Raw genomic sequence first — 17,467 nt, 5'->3', positions numbered from 1 at the left:
TACTTGCCCCCTATATGCGCTCGCATAGGAAGAAATTCCAGTAGCGGTGCGTCATATCAAGGACTGAAAATCAGAGTGCCTTGAAGCCCTGCATGCGCCAGCCGCCGGCGCTGGCAAGACAGAGTTCGCCCTCGAACATGGCAACGCCGTCAAAGCTCTCGCGCGAAGCCTTGAAGCGGCGGCACGTCTGGCCGCTGTCGTTCAATTCCGCCAGTTCCGTGATGGAGCCGCGCGAGCCGGTGCCGGCATTCGCCCAAGGCACGGCCTGGCCACTGAGTTGCTCGATGTCGGCGGAGGATACCGCATTGCCGATCGTCGTCTGGTCCGAGTCGCGATCCGAATCGGCCGGCTTGGCCGAAGCCGATGTGCTGCTGGTCAGGATCGAGCGGTCGACTTCGGCTTTGTCCAGGCTGAAGCCGCCCGCACCGCAGCCAGCAAGCGGCAGGGCGATTGCCACGATCGCCGCTTTCGCGCTGGCTGAAGCGATAACGCCCCATTGCCTGCTGTCAAAAGCTTGCGCGATACGCGACAATCGGCAACCTCCCTGATCTCGTGACAATTTGAGAAAAACTATGAGTGACACAGCGTTAATAACCAGTGACTTTACCGAAGCGGCCGAGCCGTTTCGCCTCTTTGCCGCATGGCTGGACGACGCCACCAAGAGCGAAATCAACGATGCCAACGGCGTGGCGCTGGCGACCGTCGATGCCGAGGGCATGCCGGACGTACGGATGGTGCTGCTCAAGGGGTTCGATGAAAGCGGCTTTGTGTTCTACACGAATTTCGAAAGCGCCAAGGGCCAGGAGATTCTAGGCAGCATGAAGGCGGCGATGTGTTTCCACTGGAAATCGCTGCGCCGCCAGGTCCGCATTCGCGGTCCGGTGGAAATCGTCAGCGACGCCGAGGCCGACAGCTATTACGCGACGCGGCCACGCGGCAGCCGCATCGGCGCCTGGGCCTCGAAGCAGTCGCGGCCGCTGGAAAGCCGCTTTGCCCTGGAAAAGGCCGTCGCGGAATACACAGCGCGCTACGCTATCGGCGAGATTCCACGGCCCAAACACTGGTCGGGCTTCCGCATCGTGCCGAAGACGATCGAATTCTGGCACGACAGGCCGTTCCGGCTGCATGACCGAGTGGTCTTCTCACGCGACGCCGATGGTGGGTGGAGCAAGACGAGGCTTTATCCCTGAAAGGGTAAGGTTCAGCCCTTTTTCCTGGTCATGAATGCCGTGAGGGCCGCGCGCGCCTCGTCGGATTTCAGCCGCTCACGGAAATGCTCGCTCTCCACTCCGATGCGGGCAACCAGATCGTCGCGTGAGCCGCGCATCAGGTCGCGCGCGATCTTGAGAGCCTGCGGGGGCTTGGCCGCGATCTGGCCGGCGGCCGAGAGGACCGAGGCCTCCAGAGCGCCCTCCTCGACCACCTCGTAGATCAGTCCAGCGGCCTTCGCGCGCTCGGCCGAGAAGCCTTCGCCGAGGGCAAGCAGCGCAAACGCAGCTTGCTGACCCAGGATGCGCGGCGCCAAAAGGCTCGATCCAGCCTCCGGCACGAGGCCGAGATCGACGAAGGGCGTGCGGAACACGGTGCGTGGCGTGGCGAAGGTCAGATCGCAATGCAGGTTGATCGTGGTGCCGATGCCGACCGCGATGCCGTCGACGCCAGAGACGATGGGTTTTTCGACCCGGGCCAACGCCAGCAGGAAATCCCAGACTTCCGTGCCACCATCGCCGCCGGTGGCCACCACCATGAAGTCGGCAAGGTCGTTGCCGGATGAGAAGGCGCCGGGCACACCGAGAAAGACATGAACGCGGACCGCCGGATCGGCGTCGCCTTCGGCAAGGGCCGCCGACATCTTGGCATACATGGCGCGCGTCAGGGCGTTCTTCTTGTCCGGGCGGTTCATGCGGATGAGCTGGATGGCGCCCTGGCGCTCGACGAGGATGTGGTCTGTCACGGTCTTTTCCTTGTGAAGATCAGGCGGAAATCAGTGCCTTGCCGGCAGCAGCCAGGCTTTCGGCGCCGCCGATGACGCGCTCCTTCAAAGCGCTGACTTCGCCAAGCAGGTTTTCGGCGAAGAAGCGGCAAAGCGCAATGCGGCCCTGGTCGACAAGAGCGGCCCGCGCCAGATAGGCGCCGCCGGCGGCAAGTGAGATCAGCCTGAGATAAGGCGTCGCACCCGCCAGCGCCTCCTCAGTCCGGCCGTCGGCCGACAATTTCTGCAGGAAGCGCGTTGCTTGCGTCAAATCGGAGAGCGCCTGATCGAGAGCATCAGCGGTGCGGCCAAACCCTTCGAGGTTCGACGTTCGCACCGCGTTGGCAATACCAGCCAGTTCGTCGATATAGCCATGCACGTGCTCGCCGCCACCAAGCGGCAGCTTGCGCATCACCAGATCGATCGCCTGGATGCCGTTGGTGCCTTCATAGATCGGCGCGATACGGGCGTCGCGATAGAGGGCTGCCGCACCCGTTTCCTCGATGAAGCCCATGCCGCCATGCACCTGGACGCCAAGCGAGGCGACCTCTACGCCGACATCAGTGGAAAAGGCCTTGGCGAGCGGCGTCAAGAGATTGGCACGGTCGCGCCAATGCGCCGCCTCGTCATCGGACGTTGCGCGCGCGAGATCGATGGCGTGGGCGCAGGAATAGCTGATGGCGCGGGCGATCTGTGTCAGCGCTTTCATGGTCAGGAGATTGCGCTGCACGTCCGGGTGATGGACGATTGGCGCCATGCCGGCGCCACCAAAGCTTGCCGCCTTGCCCTGACGGCGCTCATTGGCATAGGCGATCGCTTTCTGGGTCGCGGCTTCCGCGACAGCGACGCCCTGCATGCCGACGCAAAGCCGCGCATTGTTCATCATCGTGAACATGCAGGCGAGGCCCTTGTTCTCCTCACCGATCAGCCAGCCGATGGCGCCGGGTTGGGCACCCTGGAAACCGTCGCCATAGATCATGGTGCAGGTCGGCGAGGCATGGATGCCGAGCTTGTGCTCGAGCCCGGAACAGAAGACGTCGTTGCGCGCACCCAGCGAGCCGTCGTCGCCGACCAGGAATTTCGGCACCAGGAACAGCGAGATGCCGCGCGTTCCGGCCGGTGCATCGGGCAGCCGCGCCAGCACCAGATGGACGATGTTGTCGGTGAAATCGTGCTCGCCATAGGTGATGAATATCTTCTGGCCGAAGATGCGGTAGGTGCCGTCGCCGGCCGGCTCGGCGCGGCTGCGCAGGGCGGCGAGGTCCGATCCGGCCTGCGGCTCGGTCAGGTTCATCGTGCCCATCCATTCGCCGGAGACGAGCTTTGCGAGATATTTGGCCTTGAGGCCCTCAGAGGCGTGCTTATCGAGCGCTTCGACCGCGCCCATGGTCAGCGTTGGACCGATGCCGAAGGCCATGGCTGCCGAATTCCACATTTCGAGCGCGGCGACGCCGAGCATGGCCGGCAGCGCCTGACCGCCATACTCTTCCGGCCCGGAGAGCGCGTTCCAGCCGCCTTCGATCCAGCGGCGATAGAGTTCCTTCCAGCCCGGCGGGGTGGTGACGACCGCGTCCTTCAACACGGCGCCGTGTTCGTCGCCGATTTTATAAAGGGGTGCCACCTCCTCGGTGGCGAAGCGGCCAGCTTCGCCAAGGACTGCATCGACCAGATCCTCGCCGAGATCGCCGAACGCACCGGCATCGATGGCCGATTTCATGCCGGCGACGTGCTTCAGGGTGAACGCAATATCCTCGACCGGTGCCCGATACATGCCGCTCGATCCTCCTGATGCACCGGCCTTGCCGACCCTAGAGCCAGTGCCGCCGCAAAACCATCCGCCTTTGGGCGGCCTCCATTTTCTTTTTACGTAAACGTCAAAATTTGTCACGCGGATTTTGCAATCGGGCCTGCCTGTACTAAATTCAGCTAAATTCGACGGATGCCGGATCAAATCGAACGGCGACAGAAAACCAGCCGACCGGAAGATTCCAATGCTTGCCAGACCTGACGCCTATCGCTGTGTTGAATGCGGCTTACCTTTTCGGGCAGCGGGATTTTCCTACTATCACGGCGACGTGGCAAACGGTGCCGCCTACTGGTCGGATCGCGGCATATTGTGCTCGCCGCGATGCTCGCTTGCCCACCACCGCAAACGCGCCGCCGAAGGGACACTGCAGCAAGAGCCCGCGCCGGACCCGTTCGAATCTCAGCCGTTCAGCCAGCGGTGAAAGCTGGGCCAGAGGAGACATGCTGCCAAACAAGCAGGCGCTTATTGCGCGGACCCAGTCAGCGCTGCCCTCCCCTACGAGGCCGCAGTCATGCGCCTCTCAATCGAGGATCAGATCGCCTTGGCGTAGGCGATTGTGAATCCGCCCGAACCGAATGAAGCGCTACGCGCAGCCGCCAATGCTTACAAACGGCTGGTCATGGATTCCCGGTAAATTTCGCGCTTGCCAGCTATCTGCCAAGGACCGCGTCGATCCTGGCCATTTCCGAAGTAAATCCTTAACCATAGCGGTCCAGGATTTGCTTTGATCAACGGGGATTCCCTGTTTGAAAAGGACGGCGTGTTTCCTTCGCCGCACAGCGCTTCTCGCTCTTGCGGCGACAATGGCGCTGTCGATGGCGGCAAAGGCTTCGGACTTTTCCGAGCCGTGGAAGAGTGCCGACCGTGCTCTGGTGGTCGATGCCTACGAGTACAATTCCATCGACTGGGCCCGGCTTGCCACCGACAAACGCATCGTCGCCTTCATCAACAAGGCGTCCGACGGCATGCCGCCGCCCTACTTCTGTTTCGGCAGCGACACCGACGTGAAGCTGTGCAAGGCGCTGTGGAAACGCCACGCGGTGACGCGCGAATTGTTCCAGACACGCAGGGTCGTGGCCAAGACGCTCGGCATGAAATGGGGCGCCTATCATCTCGCCCGTCCCGGCAATCCGGTCGAGCAGGCCAACAATTTCCTCGATTTCGCCGACCCCGCGCCGGATGATCTCATGGCTCTCGACATCGAGGGCAACGATCCCTCGCAATGGATGTCGCTCGATGACGCCGAGGAGTTCGCGCGCCAGGTGCATCGGCGCGTCGGCCGCTTCCCGGTGCTCTACACCAATGGCAAGACCGCCCAATATATCGCCGACAACCGCTACAAATACCGGCTCCTGTCGCGGCTGCCTCTGTGGTACGCGCGTTACAAGCCCGACATCGACGTGCATTTTCCGATGGGCAACTGGCAGGGCTACGCGCTCTGGCAGTTTTCGGCGCAGGCCAATTGCGGGCGCTTCCGTTGCCCCTACAGGGTTGCCGGCACGCCCGACAACATCGACGTCAACGTGGCGCCCACTAATGCCGTCACGCTGCGTCAGCAATGGCCTTTCGGCGGCCTGATCGACGTGCCTCCCGATTATCTTGCCAGCGTGCCGGTGCCGCTCTCGCGGGAAGCTGCCCTGGCCGGCAAAGCGACCATCATCTATGCCGATGTGGCGACGCCGCCGACCTTCGAGGAAATGGCCGCCGTGCTCGGTTCGCGCTGGTCGAAATTCCGCGACGGGTTCCGCATGCCTGTCGTGAAGACGGTGCCGCGACGGCCGGGCTTCGGTATTGTCCAATATGTCGCCTGGAAGCGGGCCGGGCAGCGTTCACCCGAGCAACTCGACGCCGCCTTCGCAGCGGCCGCCGACCCGGTCAGCACCGCTTCGACAACCCTTGACCGCGGCCAGCGGTAGCCGCCACCCGGTCGGAGCTTCAGCCTGCCTGCTCGCGCGCCACGGCCTGCCACCCGATGTCGCGGCGGCAGAACCCGTCCGGCCAGTCGATCCGGTCGAGCGCGGCATAGGCCCGCGCCTGCGCCTCGCCAACGGTGGCGCCGGTCGCCGTGACGTTGAGCACACGGCCGCCATTGGCGACCAGCGCGCCGCCATTGATGGCTGTACCGGCATGGAAAATCTGGACGCCTTCACCGGCGGCGTCCTCGACGCCGCGGATGACGGAGCCTTTCTCCGGCGTGCCGGGATAGCCCCTCGCCGCCATCACAATGGTCAGCGCCGCCTCGTCGCGCCAGCGCACGGAGGTATGCGCAAGCTGGCCGTCGACGGCGGCATTGAGCAGCACCACAAGATCGTCCTTCAGCCGCATCATCAACACCTGGCATTCAGGATCGCCGAAGCGGGTGTTGTATTCGATCAGCTTCGGCCCGTTTTCCGTGATCATCAGCCCGGCGAACAGAATGCCGGCGAAAGGCGCGCCGAGATCGGCCATGCCGCGCATGGTCGGGTCGATGATCTCGCGCATGGTGCGCTCGATCATGTCAGGCGGCATCACCGGGGCCGGCGAATAGGCGCCCATGCCGCCGGTGTTGGGACCGACATCGCCGTCGCCGACGCGCTTGTGGTCCTGCGCGGTGCCGAAGGGAAGCGCCGTTGTGCCGTCGCAGAGGCAGAAGAAACTCGCCTCCTCGCCGGTCATGAATTCCTCGATCACCACCTCCGCGCCTGCGGCGCCGAACGACCCATCGAAACAGGCATCGACTGCCGCCTGTGCTTCATCCATCGTCATGGCGACGGTGACACCCTTGCCGGCTGCGAGCCCGTCGGCCTTGATGACGATCGGCGCACCCATCTTCTCGACATAGGCCTTGGCGGAGGCCAGATCGCCGAACCGGCCATAGGCGGCGGTCGGGATGTTGTAGCGGGCGCAGAGATCCTTGGTGAAACCCTTCGAACCTTCCAACCGCGCGGCGGCCTTTGAAGGCCCGAAGACGCGGATGTTTTCGGCGCGCAGATCATCGGCGATACCGGCCACCAGCGGCCCTTCCGGACCGACCACGACGAGATCGATTTTTTTCTCGCGGCAGAAGGCGGCTACGGCGGCATGATCGGCGATATCGAGCTTCACCAGTTCGGCCTCGGCGCCGATGCCCGGATTGCCGGGCGCCGCGTAGAGCTTGGTCAGCAGCGGCGAAGCGGCGATCTTCCAGGCCAGCGCATGTTCGCGGCCGCCGGAGCCGAGAAGAAGAACGTTCATGGCCACCTCATGATGCCGACTATCCCATAGAGAAAACAACCCGCTATTGCTCTCTGGACGACGGGTCAAGGCATCAGGGTGGATTGATCTGAATTGCGCACGGGAACGTTATGCCTGCCGAATGGGGGCGCAGGCCACCAACGCCCCCTATTCTGGCTCTCGTTCAGCCCTGATGGACCACCGGGAACCAGTCCTCGCGCAGCTTCTGCCCCGGCTGCATGCCATGACCGTGATAGGGCGGCGAGGTGCGGCCCGGCCGCTCGACATAATGGGCATCGTCGCCGACCCAGCGCAGCGACAGCGCCCGGCGCCGTGCCGAGGTCATATTGCCGCGCGCGCCGTGCGCCGTCCTGAAGTCGAACAGGATGGCGTCGCCCGGCTCCATCTCCCATTCGATAACTTTCATCGATGAATCGTTGTCGGGATCGGGCACCGGACGATAATCACCCTCGGCGGCGTAGAAATTGCCGTCGTCCAGCCAGCGTACCGGCAGGATCATCTTGTCCCATTTGTGCGAGCCGGCGATCAGACGCAGCGTCGCCTCCTTCACCGGATCGATAGGGATCCAGAAGCTCACCGTCTGCTGGCCGTCGACGAAATAATAGGGAATGTCCTGGTGCCACGGCGTCGGCTTCTGCGTGCCAGGTTCCTTGACCAGGACATGGTCGTGGAAGAACTGCGCGGTGCGCGACTGCATCACCGCGGCTGCCAGTCGCGCCGCGGGCGACTCGCGCACCACCTTGACGAATTCGGGGATGCGCTCCCAATTGCAGTAATCGTCGAAAAAGCTGCCGCGGCCATTGGCAATGTCGGACGCCGTGGCGCTGCGGTTCTGCATGTTGCGCTCGATGCCGGCGGCGATCGTGTCGACCCAGCCCTTGAAGGCGCCGCGGACACAGACCGCGCCGTCGCGCTGGTAGTCGGCGATTGTCCGTGGATCGATGATTTCGGTATCCATTGCCGGTGGAGCGGGTTGGGAAGCCATGTTGTCCTCCTTTCAGGATCGAGGCGACTATCGCAACGGCCGCTCATTCAGTAAAATAATAACTTCTCATCCGACACATAGGTTTGAACTATGAGTCTGACGCTCGCCCAGCTACGCTATCTCGTCGCCGTCACCCGCCATGGCAGCGTCACGGGCGCGGCCCGGGCTCTCAACATTTCGCAACCGTCTATTTCGGTGGCGATCGATGCCATCGAAAAGGATTTCGGCCAGAAACTGTTCGTGCGCCAGCGTGGAAGCGGTGTCTCGCTGACCTCCTTCGGTCGTGCCGCCGTGGCAAAGGCAAAGCAGGTTCTTGCCGAGACAGACGAACTCCTGGGCCTCGGGAAAGTCAACTCGGCGATCGGCGGCGAGCTGGTGCTCGGCTGCTTCGAGGACCTGGCGCCCTATTTCGCGCCGGGCCTCCTCCGCGCCTTCTCCGAACGCCATCCAGCGGTCGCCGTCATCGTCCGCGACGAGACGTTCGAGACGCTCGGGCGACGCTTGGGGGACGCCGCCGTCGATCTCGGCCTCAGCTACGATCTCGGCCTGCCGTCGCATTTCGCCCGCATCCTGCTGCACGAGCTGCGGCCGCATGCACTGTTGCCGGCGGGCCATGCGCTGGCGGACCGCCCCGAGGTCAGCCTGGCAGATCTGGCCGCCTACCCGCTGATCACCACCGACCAGCCGCATAGCTGGCAGCATATGCTTGACCTGTTCCGCGGCCGTGGCCTGTCACCCGTCGCCGACATGCGCACAAGCTCGTTCGAACTCCAGCGCAGCATGGTGGCGAACGGCTTCGGCGTCGCGGTCAGCTATACCCGCCCGCATGGCGACCACAGCTATGACGGCTTGCGCCTCGTCTGCAAACCGCTGTCGGATCCGCTGCCCATGCAGCGCATCATCCTCACCCACGATACGCATCAGCGCGTGTCGAATGCGGCGCTGGCTTTCATCGAGGTGGCAAAAGTCTGGTTTTCCACACGCGACATCTTCACCTCCTGACGGGTGGACGGACGCTCCTGCCCTGCTTGCCGCTTGACGGTTTCCGCTGCTGCTGCCACTCCATGCCAATGGAACCTGTCCAGTCGAAAGCGTCCCAGGGCCGCGTCTCCGATGCGCCGAACCGCCATTGGGTCTACCGCTTGCTGCCGCGCGCGATCTGGCCCTATGCACAGCTTGCACGGTGGGACAGGCCGATCGGCTGGCAGTTGCTTTTGTGGCCGTGCTGGTGGTCGGCCGCACTGGCGGCGAGCGCCTATCCCCGGCCTGGCGACCCGCTGCTTTCGCTGCTGCCGGCGCCACTCTATCTCGTGCTGTTCCTGATTGGCGCCATTGCCATGCGTGGCGCCGGCTGCACCTACAACGACATTGTCGACGAGGACATCGACAACCAGGTCGAACGCACCCGATCGCGCCCGCTGCCATCCGGCCAGACCACGCGCCGGCGGGCCTGGCTGTTTCTTGTCCTGCAAGCCCTGGTCGGCCTGGCGGTGCTCCTGCAGTTCAACAGCTTCGCCATCCTGCTCGGCGTCTGCTCACTCGCGATCGTCGCCGTCTACCCATTCATGAAGCGGATAACCAACTGGCCGCAACTGTTTCTCGGTTTTGCCTTTTCCTGGGGCGCGCTGATGGGATGGGCCGTCGAGTTCGGCGATCTCGATGGCCCTGCCATCATGCTCTATATCGGTTCGATCCTGTGGGTGATCGGCTACGACACGATCTATGCGCACCAGGACAAGGAAGACGACGCCATTGTCGGCGTGCGTTCGACGGCGCGGCTGTTCGGCGACAACACCAAAGCGTGGCTCGCTGGGCTGTATGGCGGTACGCTGATCTGCTTCGCCATCGCCTTCGCTTCGGCGCAGGCCCCGGTGGTGGCACTGGCTGGCTTGATAGCGGCCGGTGCCCATATGGCCCGGCAGATCGCGGTGCTGGATATCGACGATCCGGACCAATGCCTGCGGCTGTTCCGGTCGAACAACCAGGTCGGCTGGCTGATCTTCCTCGGCCTGATCGGCGGCGCGCTATGGGTGGCGCTGAAGCCGCTGGTGTAGCGGCTTTTTCCCCTCCTCCCCGTTACGGGAAGAAGGGGAGCCAGGTCTCACTCCCGCGCAATGATCTCCTGGCCGTCGATGACCAGCCTGAGGCCGAGGTCACCAGCCCTGCGGCGGGCAAGGAAGCGCGGGCGGCGCATGGTCGAGACACGGCCCTTGCGGCGGTTCTGGGGCGGCAATGTCTTGATGGCGGCGCCGAGCGATTCTTCCAGCGTGCGGGCGACGCCGTCGGATTCGATCAGCAGCATCGGCAGGCGGTAGGCATCGGCCCAGGCGCGCCAGTCGGCGGCGACGTCTTCGAGATCGTCGGCCACCAGCAGCGGCACCGACAACATCGGATCGTTGTGCAGGAGTTCCAGGGTCACCGTGACATTGCCTTCCGGATCCTCCATCGCACGAGCGGCGACACCGCGAAATGCATTGGCGGGCAGCACAATGATCGCCGGCAGGCCGCTCATCTCGAGCAGGCGGCGGATCACGGCGCCACGCTGGTCGATGGTGAAGGTCACGTCGCCATAATCGTCGCGTGTCGCGTAGCTCACCACCTGCGGCAGGCGGAATGGGTCGAGACGCATGTTGCGTCCCGCCCAGACTGGCTTCAGTCCAGTGTTCACGTTCATAGAGCGCCTTCCTGTCTGTCTCCTGAGAGCCGGTGTCCGGTTCTCTCCGGGCCAGTTTTCCCGGCCTCGTTATGGGGAAACAGTAGCGCCGGCTCCTTACCGCCGCGCTTAAGAAAGTCGGTTAAATTTTGCTGATCTCAGGGATGGTTATCGGAATGCCACCAGCCACAAGATGTTGAAAGGATCAGATAACCTTACCAGGATTCATGATGCCGGCCGGATCGAACGCAGCCTTTACCCGGCGCATCAGATCGATGGCCATCGGCGGCGCGGTGGCGATCAGTTCGTCGCGCTTCAACTGGCCGATGCCATGCTCTGCCGAGATCGAACCATGCAGGCTGCGCACCACGTCATGCACGGCCTTGTTCATGGCATGGTAGAGCGCCAGAAACGCCTCGTCGTCGCCGTCGACGGGCCGCGAGATGTTATAGTGGAGGTTGCCGTCTCCCATATGCCCGAAACAGACCACCCTGGCGCCAGCACTGACCGAGGCCACCGCGCCAGCGGCCTCCGCGATGAAGCGCGGTATCGATGCGATCGGCACTGAAATGTCGTGCTTGATCGAAGCGCCTTCCGGCTTCTGCGCCTCGGGCAACAGCTCGCGGAAATCCCAGAAGGCGTCGCCCTGCCCGAGGCTGGCGGCGATGACCGCGTCGCCGACGAATTCCTGCTCGAGGCCCGCGGAAAGCACGTCCTCGATCAGCGCCCGAGAATCCTCCGATGAGCGGCCGGACGATATCTGCATCAGCACATACCAGGGCCAATCCTCCATCAGCGGCCGCGTCACGCCCGGGGCATGCGCCAGCGTGAAATCGTATGGCCGCTTGCCGATCAGTTCGAAGGCGGTGAGCGCTGCCCCGGCGCGGTCCATGGCCAGGCTGAACAGGGAAAGAGCGGCCTCGGGCGACGACAGGCCGACGAAGGCGACGTCGCGCCCCTTCGGCTTCGGAAACAGTTTGAGCACGGCGGCGGTGATGATACCGAGCGTGCCTTCGGCGCCGACGAACAGGTTCTTCAGGTCGTAGCCGGTATTGTCCTTCTTCAGCTTGCGCAAATCGTCGAACACCTCGCCGGTCGGCAGCACCACCTCGACGCCGAGGCAGAGTTCGCGCGCATTGCCATAGGCAAGCACGCCGGTGCCGCCGGCATTGGACGACAGATTGCCGCCGATCTGGCAGGAGCCTTGCGCGGCGAGCGAGAGCGGGAACAGCCGCTCGGCGGCGTCGGCCGCTTCCTGCAAGGTCTGCAGGATGACACCGGCCTCGACCGTGACCGTGTTCGACAGGACATCGATCTCGCGGATGCGGTTCAGCCGCGACAGCGACAGGACGATTTCATGGCCGGATTTGTCCGGCACCTGCGCGCCGACCAGCCCGGTGTTGCCGCTTTGCGGCACGATTGGCGTTCCGGTCTCTGTCGCCAGCCGCATGATCCGGCTGACCTCGTCGACGCTGCCCGGCCGCAGCACCAGGGACGTCGCGCCATGCCAGAGGCCGCGTCGCTCGATCAGATAAGGTGCGATGTCCTGCTGGTCGCGCAGCGCATATTTCTCACCGACGATCGCCGCGAAACGATCGATGAGAGCGGGATCGAGTGTCTTTGCAGTCTCGGTCATCTGGCAAAACTACGTCGAGGGCTGTGCGTTGTCACGAGGAGCGGCGGCACGGGAGAGCCGGTCGTTGATCGCCTCGCCGAGCCCGTCAAAGGGAATCGGCTCGACCGCGATGGTGCGCGCGCCGCTGCGATCGAGGTCCTGCATGTAGGCGAAGAGATTGCTTGCCGCTTCACGCAGGTCGCCTGAAACCGACAGGTTGAGGAAAGCGGTTGCGCCGCGCCAGCCTTCCGCTCTCTGGCTGCCAAAGCCGAGCAGCGCTTCGCCCTCGCCGACCGCCCGCGCATTGAGCCGCACAGCGGCACCCGGCGCGTAGTGCGAGGCCAGCATGCCCGGCGCTTCGACGCCGGCAGCGCCGCCGCGCAGCAGGTCGATGCCGATGGCCGCCTCGATTTCCCCTGCGGCAATGCCACCGGGCCGAAGCAGGCGCAACCTCTCGCCTTCGGCCTTGACGATGGTCGATTCCAGCCCGACCGGTGTTGCGCCGCCATCGACCACCAACTTGATACGCGCCCCTAAATCCGCCGCCACCGCTTGCGCCGTCGTCGCGCTGATCTTGCCGGATGAATTGGCGCTGGGTGCCGCAAGCGGTCGGCCAAGCCTGGCGATCAGCTCGCCGCCAAAACCCCTCGGCATGCGCAAGGCGATCGTGTCGAGCCCGGCGGTGACCAGCGGATGAATGCCGTTGCCGGGGCGCTGCGGCAGCACCAGCGTCAGCGGACCCGGCCAGAAGGCAAGCGCGAGCTTCTTCGACAGCGGATCGAACGAGGCAATGCGCTCGGCCATCGCCATGTCGGCGACATGGGCGATCAGCGGATTGAAACGCGGCCGCCCCTTGGCCTCGAAAATGCGCGCCACGCCAATGCCGTTGGTGGCGTCGCCGGCCAGCCCGTAGACGGTCTCGGTCGGAATGGCGACGACATCGCCGCCCTCAAGCAGCGCCAATGCCGGTTCCATCGCTTCGCCGACGGCAAGTATTTCAGCCACTCTCGTCACCTCGCGGATGCCGGCTGCGTAGTACGACAGCGCCGCCGGGGCAAGCGGGCATTGGCAATTCATCAATTCCTAAAATGCTATGTTTCCATGAAAGCCGGTATCAATCGCCGGGCACTATCGTGCGGCTTCTGGGCAATGGGGAGCTATTTCAGTGTCTATGCGTATCTGGGGAACGCTTGCTATCAGTCTGGCTGCTACGGCTGGCGGGGCTCAGGCCTCGTCGCTGGTCTTTCCCAGCGCGCCGGCCTCGACGCCCTCCATCCTTGCGCTGAAGGCCGCCGACGGCAAGGCGAGCGACGTGGTGTCCGTCGTTGCGCTCGGCGAGCCTGACGTCACCGATGAAAAGGTGGCGGCAATCCCGGACAAGGCCGGGGCAAGGCACGCCTTCCCGCTGAGCCCGATGATCATTCGCGGCGGGGTCGTCGGCGGCGCCTTCTCGACACCGGTGCAGGCCAAAACCCCGGCAGCGGCAACCGCCCCCGCCACGGCGACCGCCTCGGCCGCCCCCGCGCCTGCAGTGCAAGGGAAAGCAGCGGCACCGGCGGCAGCCGCGCCACGGCCGGCAGCCCGACAGCCTGCTTCAGGAGCCGGCAAGGTCAAATAGCGACCTCGCCAAACCGGGCAGTCAAATGCTCGGCTGCTTGACGGCGGTCTGGCGCGCTGCGCACCATTGTCAGGCGAATTTCGTCCGACGTATCTCGCCGGTCGGCGCCGCGGCCTGAATTTAGCCAAGCGGCTTCGGCAGACGGGATTGCATTGTTCAAGGCAAGGGGGTTGCTCATGAAAAAATCGAAGACCGTTACAGTGGCAGGGCTTCTGCTGGCGTCATTGTTTGGCGGCGCGGCTCATGCGGACGACATGCTGGGGTCCTATGTCGCCCGCATTTCCGATCGCGATCACCAGGCAAGCGACGGCTACGCGCTGGACGGCGCCGCGCAGATGGTGCGGCAGGACCGCGCCAACTGGCACAAATTCCATCGCCGCGACAGCGACGACGAGGGCGACGGCTGGTTCAGGACCAACGACCAGCGCGCCGATCTGCAGCGCATGCTGGAACGCCCCGGCGCGATGAGTTCCTCGACCAAGCGGGCCATCGTCAATGGCGAGCCGCTGATCCAGGTCGACGTCTATGAAAACAGCGTGCGCGTCAGCATTCTGGAGAACTGATCAAATCTGTTTGAAAAGACAACAAAAAGGGCGGCGCCAAAGCACCGCCCTTTTCTCGAGAAAACCTGTCGCCTGAAATCAGGCCGCTTCTTCCTTGTCGTCGTCTTCTTCGTCGGACTCGCCGTCTTCGGATTCTTCTTCGCCCTCGGCGTCGTCGCCTTCGGCCTTCACAGCGTCATCGGCGTCGTCTTCGTCGGACTCTTCGCCTTCTTCATCATCGCCATCCTCGTCATCGCCATCCTCGTCTTCATCAGACATATCCGCGGCTTCGACCGTGGCGGCGGCGGCATGATCGAGGGCGGTTTCGGAAGCGGATTCAATCGCCTCGGCGGGGGCCGAGGTCTCTTCTGTCACTTCGATTTCGTGATCGGAATTCATGGAAGCCTCCGTTGGGTTGGGGAACATGTCCCTTTTGCCACGGAGAGATCATCGTCATATGACTGTAAGCCGGCTCGAACGGCCGGCTGGAAGATATTTTTCGTGGGCCTACAGCCCGGTTTATCCCTGCGTGATCTTGTCCGAAAACCGGTGCCCACTTTTCGGGATCATGTTTCTCAGCCGGCGATTTTCGAGAAATCCGCGACCTGGCCGGTAGCGGTCCGAATACGGGCGAGCAGCGCAAGACGGTTGGCACGTACCGACAAGTCCTCATCATTCACGAGAACATGCTCAAAGAATGAATCAACGGGTTCACGCAACACGCTAAGCGCCAGCATGGCTGCGGAAAAGTCTTGGTTTTGAATCGCTTCGCCGGCTTGCTTCTCGGCCTGATTCACCGCCGCAAACAGCGACTTCTCGGCATCTTGCCGGAACAACGCCGGCTCAACGGTTTCGGCGACCGCCGTTTTCTTCTTCTCTTCGGCGGCCAGAATGTTGGCGGCACGCTTGGTGCCGGCGAGCAAATTCTTGCCGTCCTCGGTATCAAGGAAAGAGCCAAGCGCCTCGACGCGGCGCACGATCTGCAGGAGGTCGTCGGACTGCGGCGTGATGACGGCATCGATGAGATCGTGCCGTGCGCCCTGGTCGCGAAGATAGACTTTGAGACGATCGTGGAAGAAAGATAGGAGGTCGGCGATCAGCGGCGACAGCGATGCCTCAAGCTCCATCAGACGCTGGCCGTCAAAGAACTCTCGCTCCTGGTCAGCGGAGCCAAAGCTTTCTGAACTTGCCTTGGCCAGCCCGCCTTTCAACAGGTTGGAAATCACGCCTGCTTCCAACAACAATCGGCTTGCGCCCTTGTAGTCGCGAATGCGCGAATCGAGCATGGCGACGACGCCGCGGCTCACAGCGCCCTCGCCTTCTTGTTCGTATGCGGCGAGTGCCGACGAGACCGCTGCCGCGATGGCGATGCCCAGCGAAAGCTTGAGCTTGTTTTCCAGTATGACCCGAACCACGCCTAGCGCCGATCGACGCAGCGCGTACGGATCCTTCGATCCCGTAGGCTTTTCGTCGATGGCCCAGAAGCCGACCAGCGTGTCCAGCTTGTCAGCGAGCGCGACAGCGACCGACACCGGGTCGCCCGGCACATAATCGGACGGGCCTTGTGGCTTGTAATGCTCCTCGATGGCCGCAGCCACAGATGCCGGTTCGCCCTGCAGCAGCGCATATTTTCGACCCATCGCGCCCTGGAGCTCGGGGAACTCGCCAACCACTTCGGTGGTGAGATCGGCTTTGGCGAGAACCGCCGCGCGACCTGCGAGCGCATTATCGGCGCCGACGATCGGCGCCAGTTCTTCGGCAAGCCGGGCAATCCGCTCCACCCGCTCGCCTTGCGTGCCGAGCTTGGCGTGAAAGGTCACGTTGAGGTGGTCGAGCCGGGCCATACGCTGGTCGAGCGGCTTCTTCAGATCGAGCCCGAACTTTTCAGCCGATGCTTCCAGCTCAACGAGATCAGGCAGATCGCCCTGGTCGGTCTTCCAGAAATAGAGCGCGTCGGACAGGCGGGCGCGCACCACCTTGCCGTTGCCGTGCGCGATTTCCTTGCCGCCGTCACTGGCTTCGATGTTGGCGGTGAGAATGAAACGGTTGGAGAGCGCCTCGCCTTCCCCCTGCGGCCGCGTTACAAAGCATTTCTGGTTGGCGCGGATGGTCAGGCGGATCACCTCCGCCGGAATGGCCAGGAAAGCCTCTTCGAACTCGCCCATCAGCACGACAGGCCATTCGACCAGCCCCGACACTTCTTCAAGCAGTCCCTCGTCCTCGACAAGGTCGAGCCCGTTGGCGAAAGCGAGATTGCGGGCGTCGGCGAGGATAATCTCCTTGCGCCGGTCTGCATCGAGCACGACCTTGGCCGCTTCCAGCTTCGACACATAATCGTCGAAGCGGCGCACGATGATTTCGCCGGGCGCATGGAAGCGGTGGCCGTAGGTGATGTTGCCCGAGCGGATGCCGTCGATCTCGAAATCGACCACGACCGGCTCCTCGGTCTCGGGGCCGAAGGTGCACAGGATCGATTGCAGCGGCCGCACCCAGCGCAGTGATCCGGGCTTGGCCGAGGCCGGCCCCCAGCGCATCGACTTCGGCCAGGGGAAAGTGCGGATGATATCTGGCACCAGACCGGCGATGATCTCTTCGGCCGCCCTGCCCGGCTTCGAAATGTGCGCGACATAGAAGTCGCCCTTCTTCGGGTCGGAATGGACATGCGCCTCGGCGATCGAAGACAGCCCGGCCTTGCGCAGAAAACCCTGGACCGCCTGTTCAGGCGCCGATGTCGACGGCCCCTTGATATCCTCGTGAATATCCTTCGAGCGTGCGTTGAGGCCACGGATATCGAGGGTGAGGCGCCGCGGCGTCCAATACTCACGCGCCGCCTCGTAGGTCAGCCCCGCCTCGACCAGACCGTCGGTCAGCATCTTCCTCAGATCACCCGCCGCCTTGCGCTGCATGCGAGCGGGAATCTCTTCCGAGCGAAGTTCTAGAAGCAGGTCAGGCATGGTTGGGGCTCACGCGGCAAAATGGTCCGCGCGGGGCATAGCAACTCGGCTGGCCGCTGTCACCCTTTCCGGAAATTTTGGCCACCTTGTCGGGACGAGCCGATGCCG

Annotated in this window: 17 protein-coding genes; 7 read left to right on the top strand and 10 right to left on the bottom strand. The window is 63.7% G+C overall.

Annotated features, from left to right (window positions below):
- Positions 1-70: 70 nt before the first annotated feature.
- Complete coding sequence (locus tag O7B34_RS12575) at positions 71-532, bottom strand: RT0821/Lpp0805 family surface protein (RefSeq protein WP_337146350.1); 462 nt, start codon at positions 530-532, stop codon at positions 71-73.
- Between the two features lie 40 nt (positions 533-572).
- Here O7B34_RS12575 and pdxH point away from each other — a divergent pair, with 40 nt between their 5' ends.
- Positions 573-1,190: a pyridoxamine 5'-phosphate oxidase gene (gene pdxH, locus O7B34_RS12570; protein ID WP_140745707.1), complete on the top strand. Its 618-nt coding sequence runs from the start codon at positions 573-575 to the stop codon at positions 1,188-1,190.
- Between the two features lie 11 nt (positions 1,191-1,201).
- Here the strand turns inward: pdxH and O7B34_RS12565 are convergent, their stop codons facing one another.
- The gene (locus tag O7B34_RS12565; RefSeq protein WP_337146349.1) at positions 1,202-1,954 is read right to left on the bottom strand and encodes a crotonase/enoyl-CoA hydratase family protein; all 753 of its coding nucleotides are present in this window, start codon (positions 1,952-1,954) and stop codon (positions 1,202-1,204) included.
- A gap of 19 nt (positions 1,955-1,973) precedes the next feature.
- On the bottom strand, positions 1,974-3,743 hold the full coding sequence (locus O7B34_RS12560; RefSeq protein WP_337146348.1) for an acyl-CoA dehydrogenase family protein: 1,770 nt from the start codon (positions 3,741-3,743) through the stop codon (positions 1,974-1,976).
- Between the two features lie 220 nt (positions 3,744-3,963).
- On the opposite strand from O7B34_RS12560, the gene O7B34_RS12555 reads away from it, so the two are divergent.
- Both O7B34_RS12555 and O7B34_RS12550 read left to right on the top strand, forming a co-directional pair.
- Positions 3,964-4,200 (top strand): hypothetical protein, encoded by a 237-nt coding sequence (locus tag O7B34_RS12555; protein ID WP_337146347.1) that lies wholly within the window; start codon positions 3,964-3,966, stop codon positions 4,198-4,200.
- 382 nt (positions 4,201-4,582) lie between these two features.
- The gene (locus O7B34_RS12550) at positions 4,583-5,695 is read left to right on the top strand and encodes a glycoside hydrolase family 25 protein (RefSeq protein WP_337146346.1); all 1,113 of its coding nucleotides are present in this window, start codon (positions 4,583-4,585) and stop codon (positions 5,693-5,695) included.
- Positions 5,696-5,714: 19 nt separating this feature from the next.
- On the opposite strand, the gene purD is transcribed toward O7B34_RS12550, so the two are convergent.
- Together purD and O7B34_RS12540 are read right to left on the bottom strand one after the other, a co-directional pair.
- Positions 5,715-6,992: a phosphoribosylamine--glycine ligase gene (purD, locus tag O7B34_RS12545; RefSeq protein WP_337146345.1), complete on the bottom strand. Its 1,278-nt coding sequence runs from the start codon at positions 6,990-6,992 to the stop codon at positions 5,715-5,717.
- Positions 6,993-7,155: 163 nt separating this feature from the next.
- Entirely contained in the window at positions 7,156-7,977 is an 822-nt protein-coding gene (locus tag O7B34_RS12540) for a phytanoyl-CoA dioxygenase family protein (protein ID WP_337146344.1), read from the bottom strand.
- A 90-nt stretch (positions 7,978-8,067) separates the two neighbouring features.
- Between O7B34_RS12540 and O7B34_RS12535 the strand changes: the two genes are divergently transcribed.
- Positions 8,068-8,979: a LysR family transcriptional regulator gene (locus O7B34_RS12535; protein WP_337146343.1), complete on the top strand. Its 912-nt coding sequence runs from the start codon at positions 8,068-8,070 to the stop codon at positions 8,977-8,979.
- Between the two features lie 68 nt (positions 8,980-9,047).
- Positions 9,048-10,031, top strand: a complete 984-nt coding sequence (ubiA, locus tag O7B34_RS12530) for a 4-hydroxybenzoate octaprenyltransferase (protein ID WP_337146422.1) — start codon at positions 9,048-9,050, stop codon at positions 10,029-10,031.
- Positions 10,032-10,078: 47 nt separating this feature from the next.
- On the opposite strand, the gene O7B34_RS12525 is transcribed toward ubiA, so the two are convergent.
- From O7B34_RS12525 to O7B34_RS12515, 3 genes are all read right to left on the bottom strand, one after another.
- Positions 10,079-10,645, bottom strand: a complete 567-nt coding sequence (locus O7B34_RS12525; RefSeq protein WP_337146421.1) for a DUF6101 family protein — start codon at positions 10,643-10,645, stop codon at positions 10,079-10,081.
- Between the two features lie 190 nt (positions 10,646-10,835).
- Positions 10,836-12,266 (bottom strand): FAD-binding oxidoreductase, encoded by a 1,431-nt coding sequence (locus O7B34_RS12520; RefSeq protein ID WP_337146342.1) that lies wholly within the window; start codon positions 12,264-12,266, stop codon positions 10,836-10,838.
- A 9-nt stretch (positions 12,267-12,275) separates the two neighbouring features.
- Complete coding sequence (locus tag O7B34_RS12515; protein ID WP_337146341.1) at positions 12,276-13,250, bottom strand: L-threonylcarbamoyladenylate synthase; 975 nt, start codon at positions 13,248-13,250, stop codon at positions 12,276-12,278.
- A gap of 166 nt (positions 13,251-13,416) precedes the next feature.
- Between O7B34_RS12515 and O7B34_RS12510 the strand changes: the two genes are divergently transcribed.
- Complete coding sequence (locus O7B34_RS12510; RefSeq protein ID WP_337146420.1) at positions 13,417-13,863, top strand: hypothetical protein; 447 nt, start codon at positions 13,417-13,419, stop codon at positions 13,861-13,863.
- A gap of 176 nt (positions 13,864-14,039) precedes the next feature.
- Complete coding sequence (locus O7B34_RS12505) at positions 14,040-14,426, top strand: hypothetical protein (protein WP_337146340.1); 387 nt, start codon at positions 14,040-14,042, stop codon at positions 14,424-14,426.
- A 78-nt stretch (positions 14,427-14,504) separates the two neighbouring features.
- On the opposite strand, the gene O7B34_RS12500 is transcribed toward O7B34_RS12505, so the two are convergent.
- Positions 14,505-14,804, bottom strand: coding sequence for an ATPase (locus O7B34_RS12500; protein ID WP_337146339.1), 300 nt, complete (start codon positions 14,802-14,804; stop codon positions 14,505-14,507).
- 176 nt (positions 14,805-14,980) lie between these two features.
- The gene (gene glyS / locus O7B34_RS12495) at positions 14,981-17,359 is read right to left on the bottom strand and encodes a glycine--tRNA ligase subunit beta (RefSeq protein WP_337146338.1); all 2,379 of its coding nucleotides are present in this window, start codon (positions 17,357-17,359) and stop codon (positions 14,981-14,983) included.
- Positions 17,360-17,467 lie beyond the last annotated feature (108 nt).

This window comes from Mesorhizobium sp. Cs1299R1N3 (genome assembly GCF_037179625.1).
In the GTDB taxonomy this organism is placed as follows: Bacteria; Pseudomonadota; Alphaproteobacteria; order Rhizobiales; family Rhizobiaceae; genus Mesorhizobium; species Mesorhizobium salmacidum.
The sequence above is the reverse complement of the archived record's forward strand: the minus strand, read 5'-3'. Positions and strand labels throughout refer to the sequence as shown.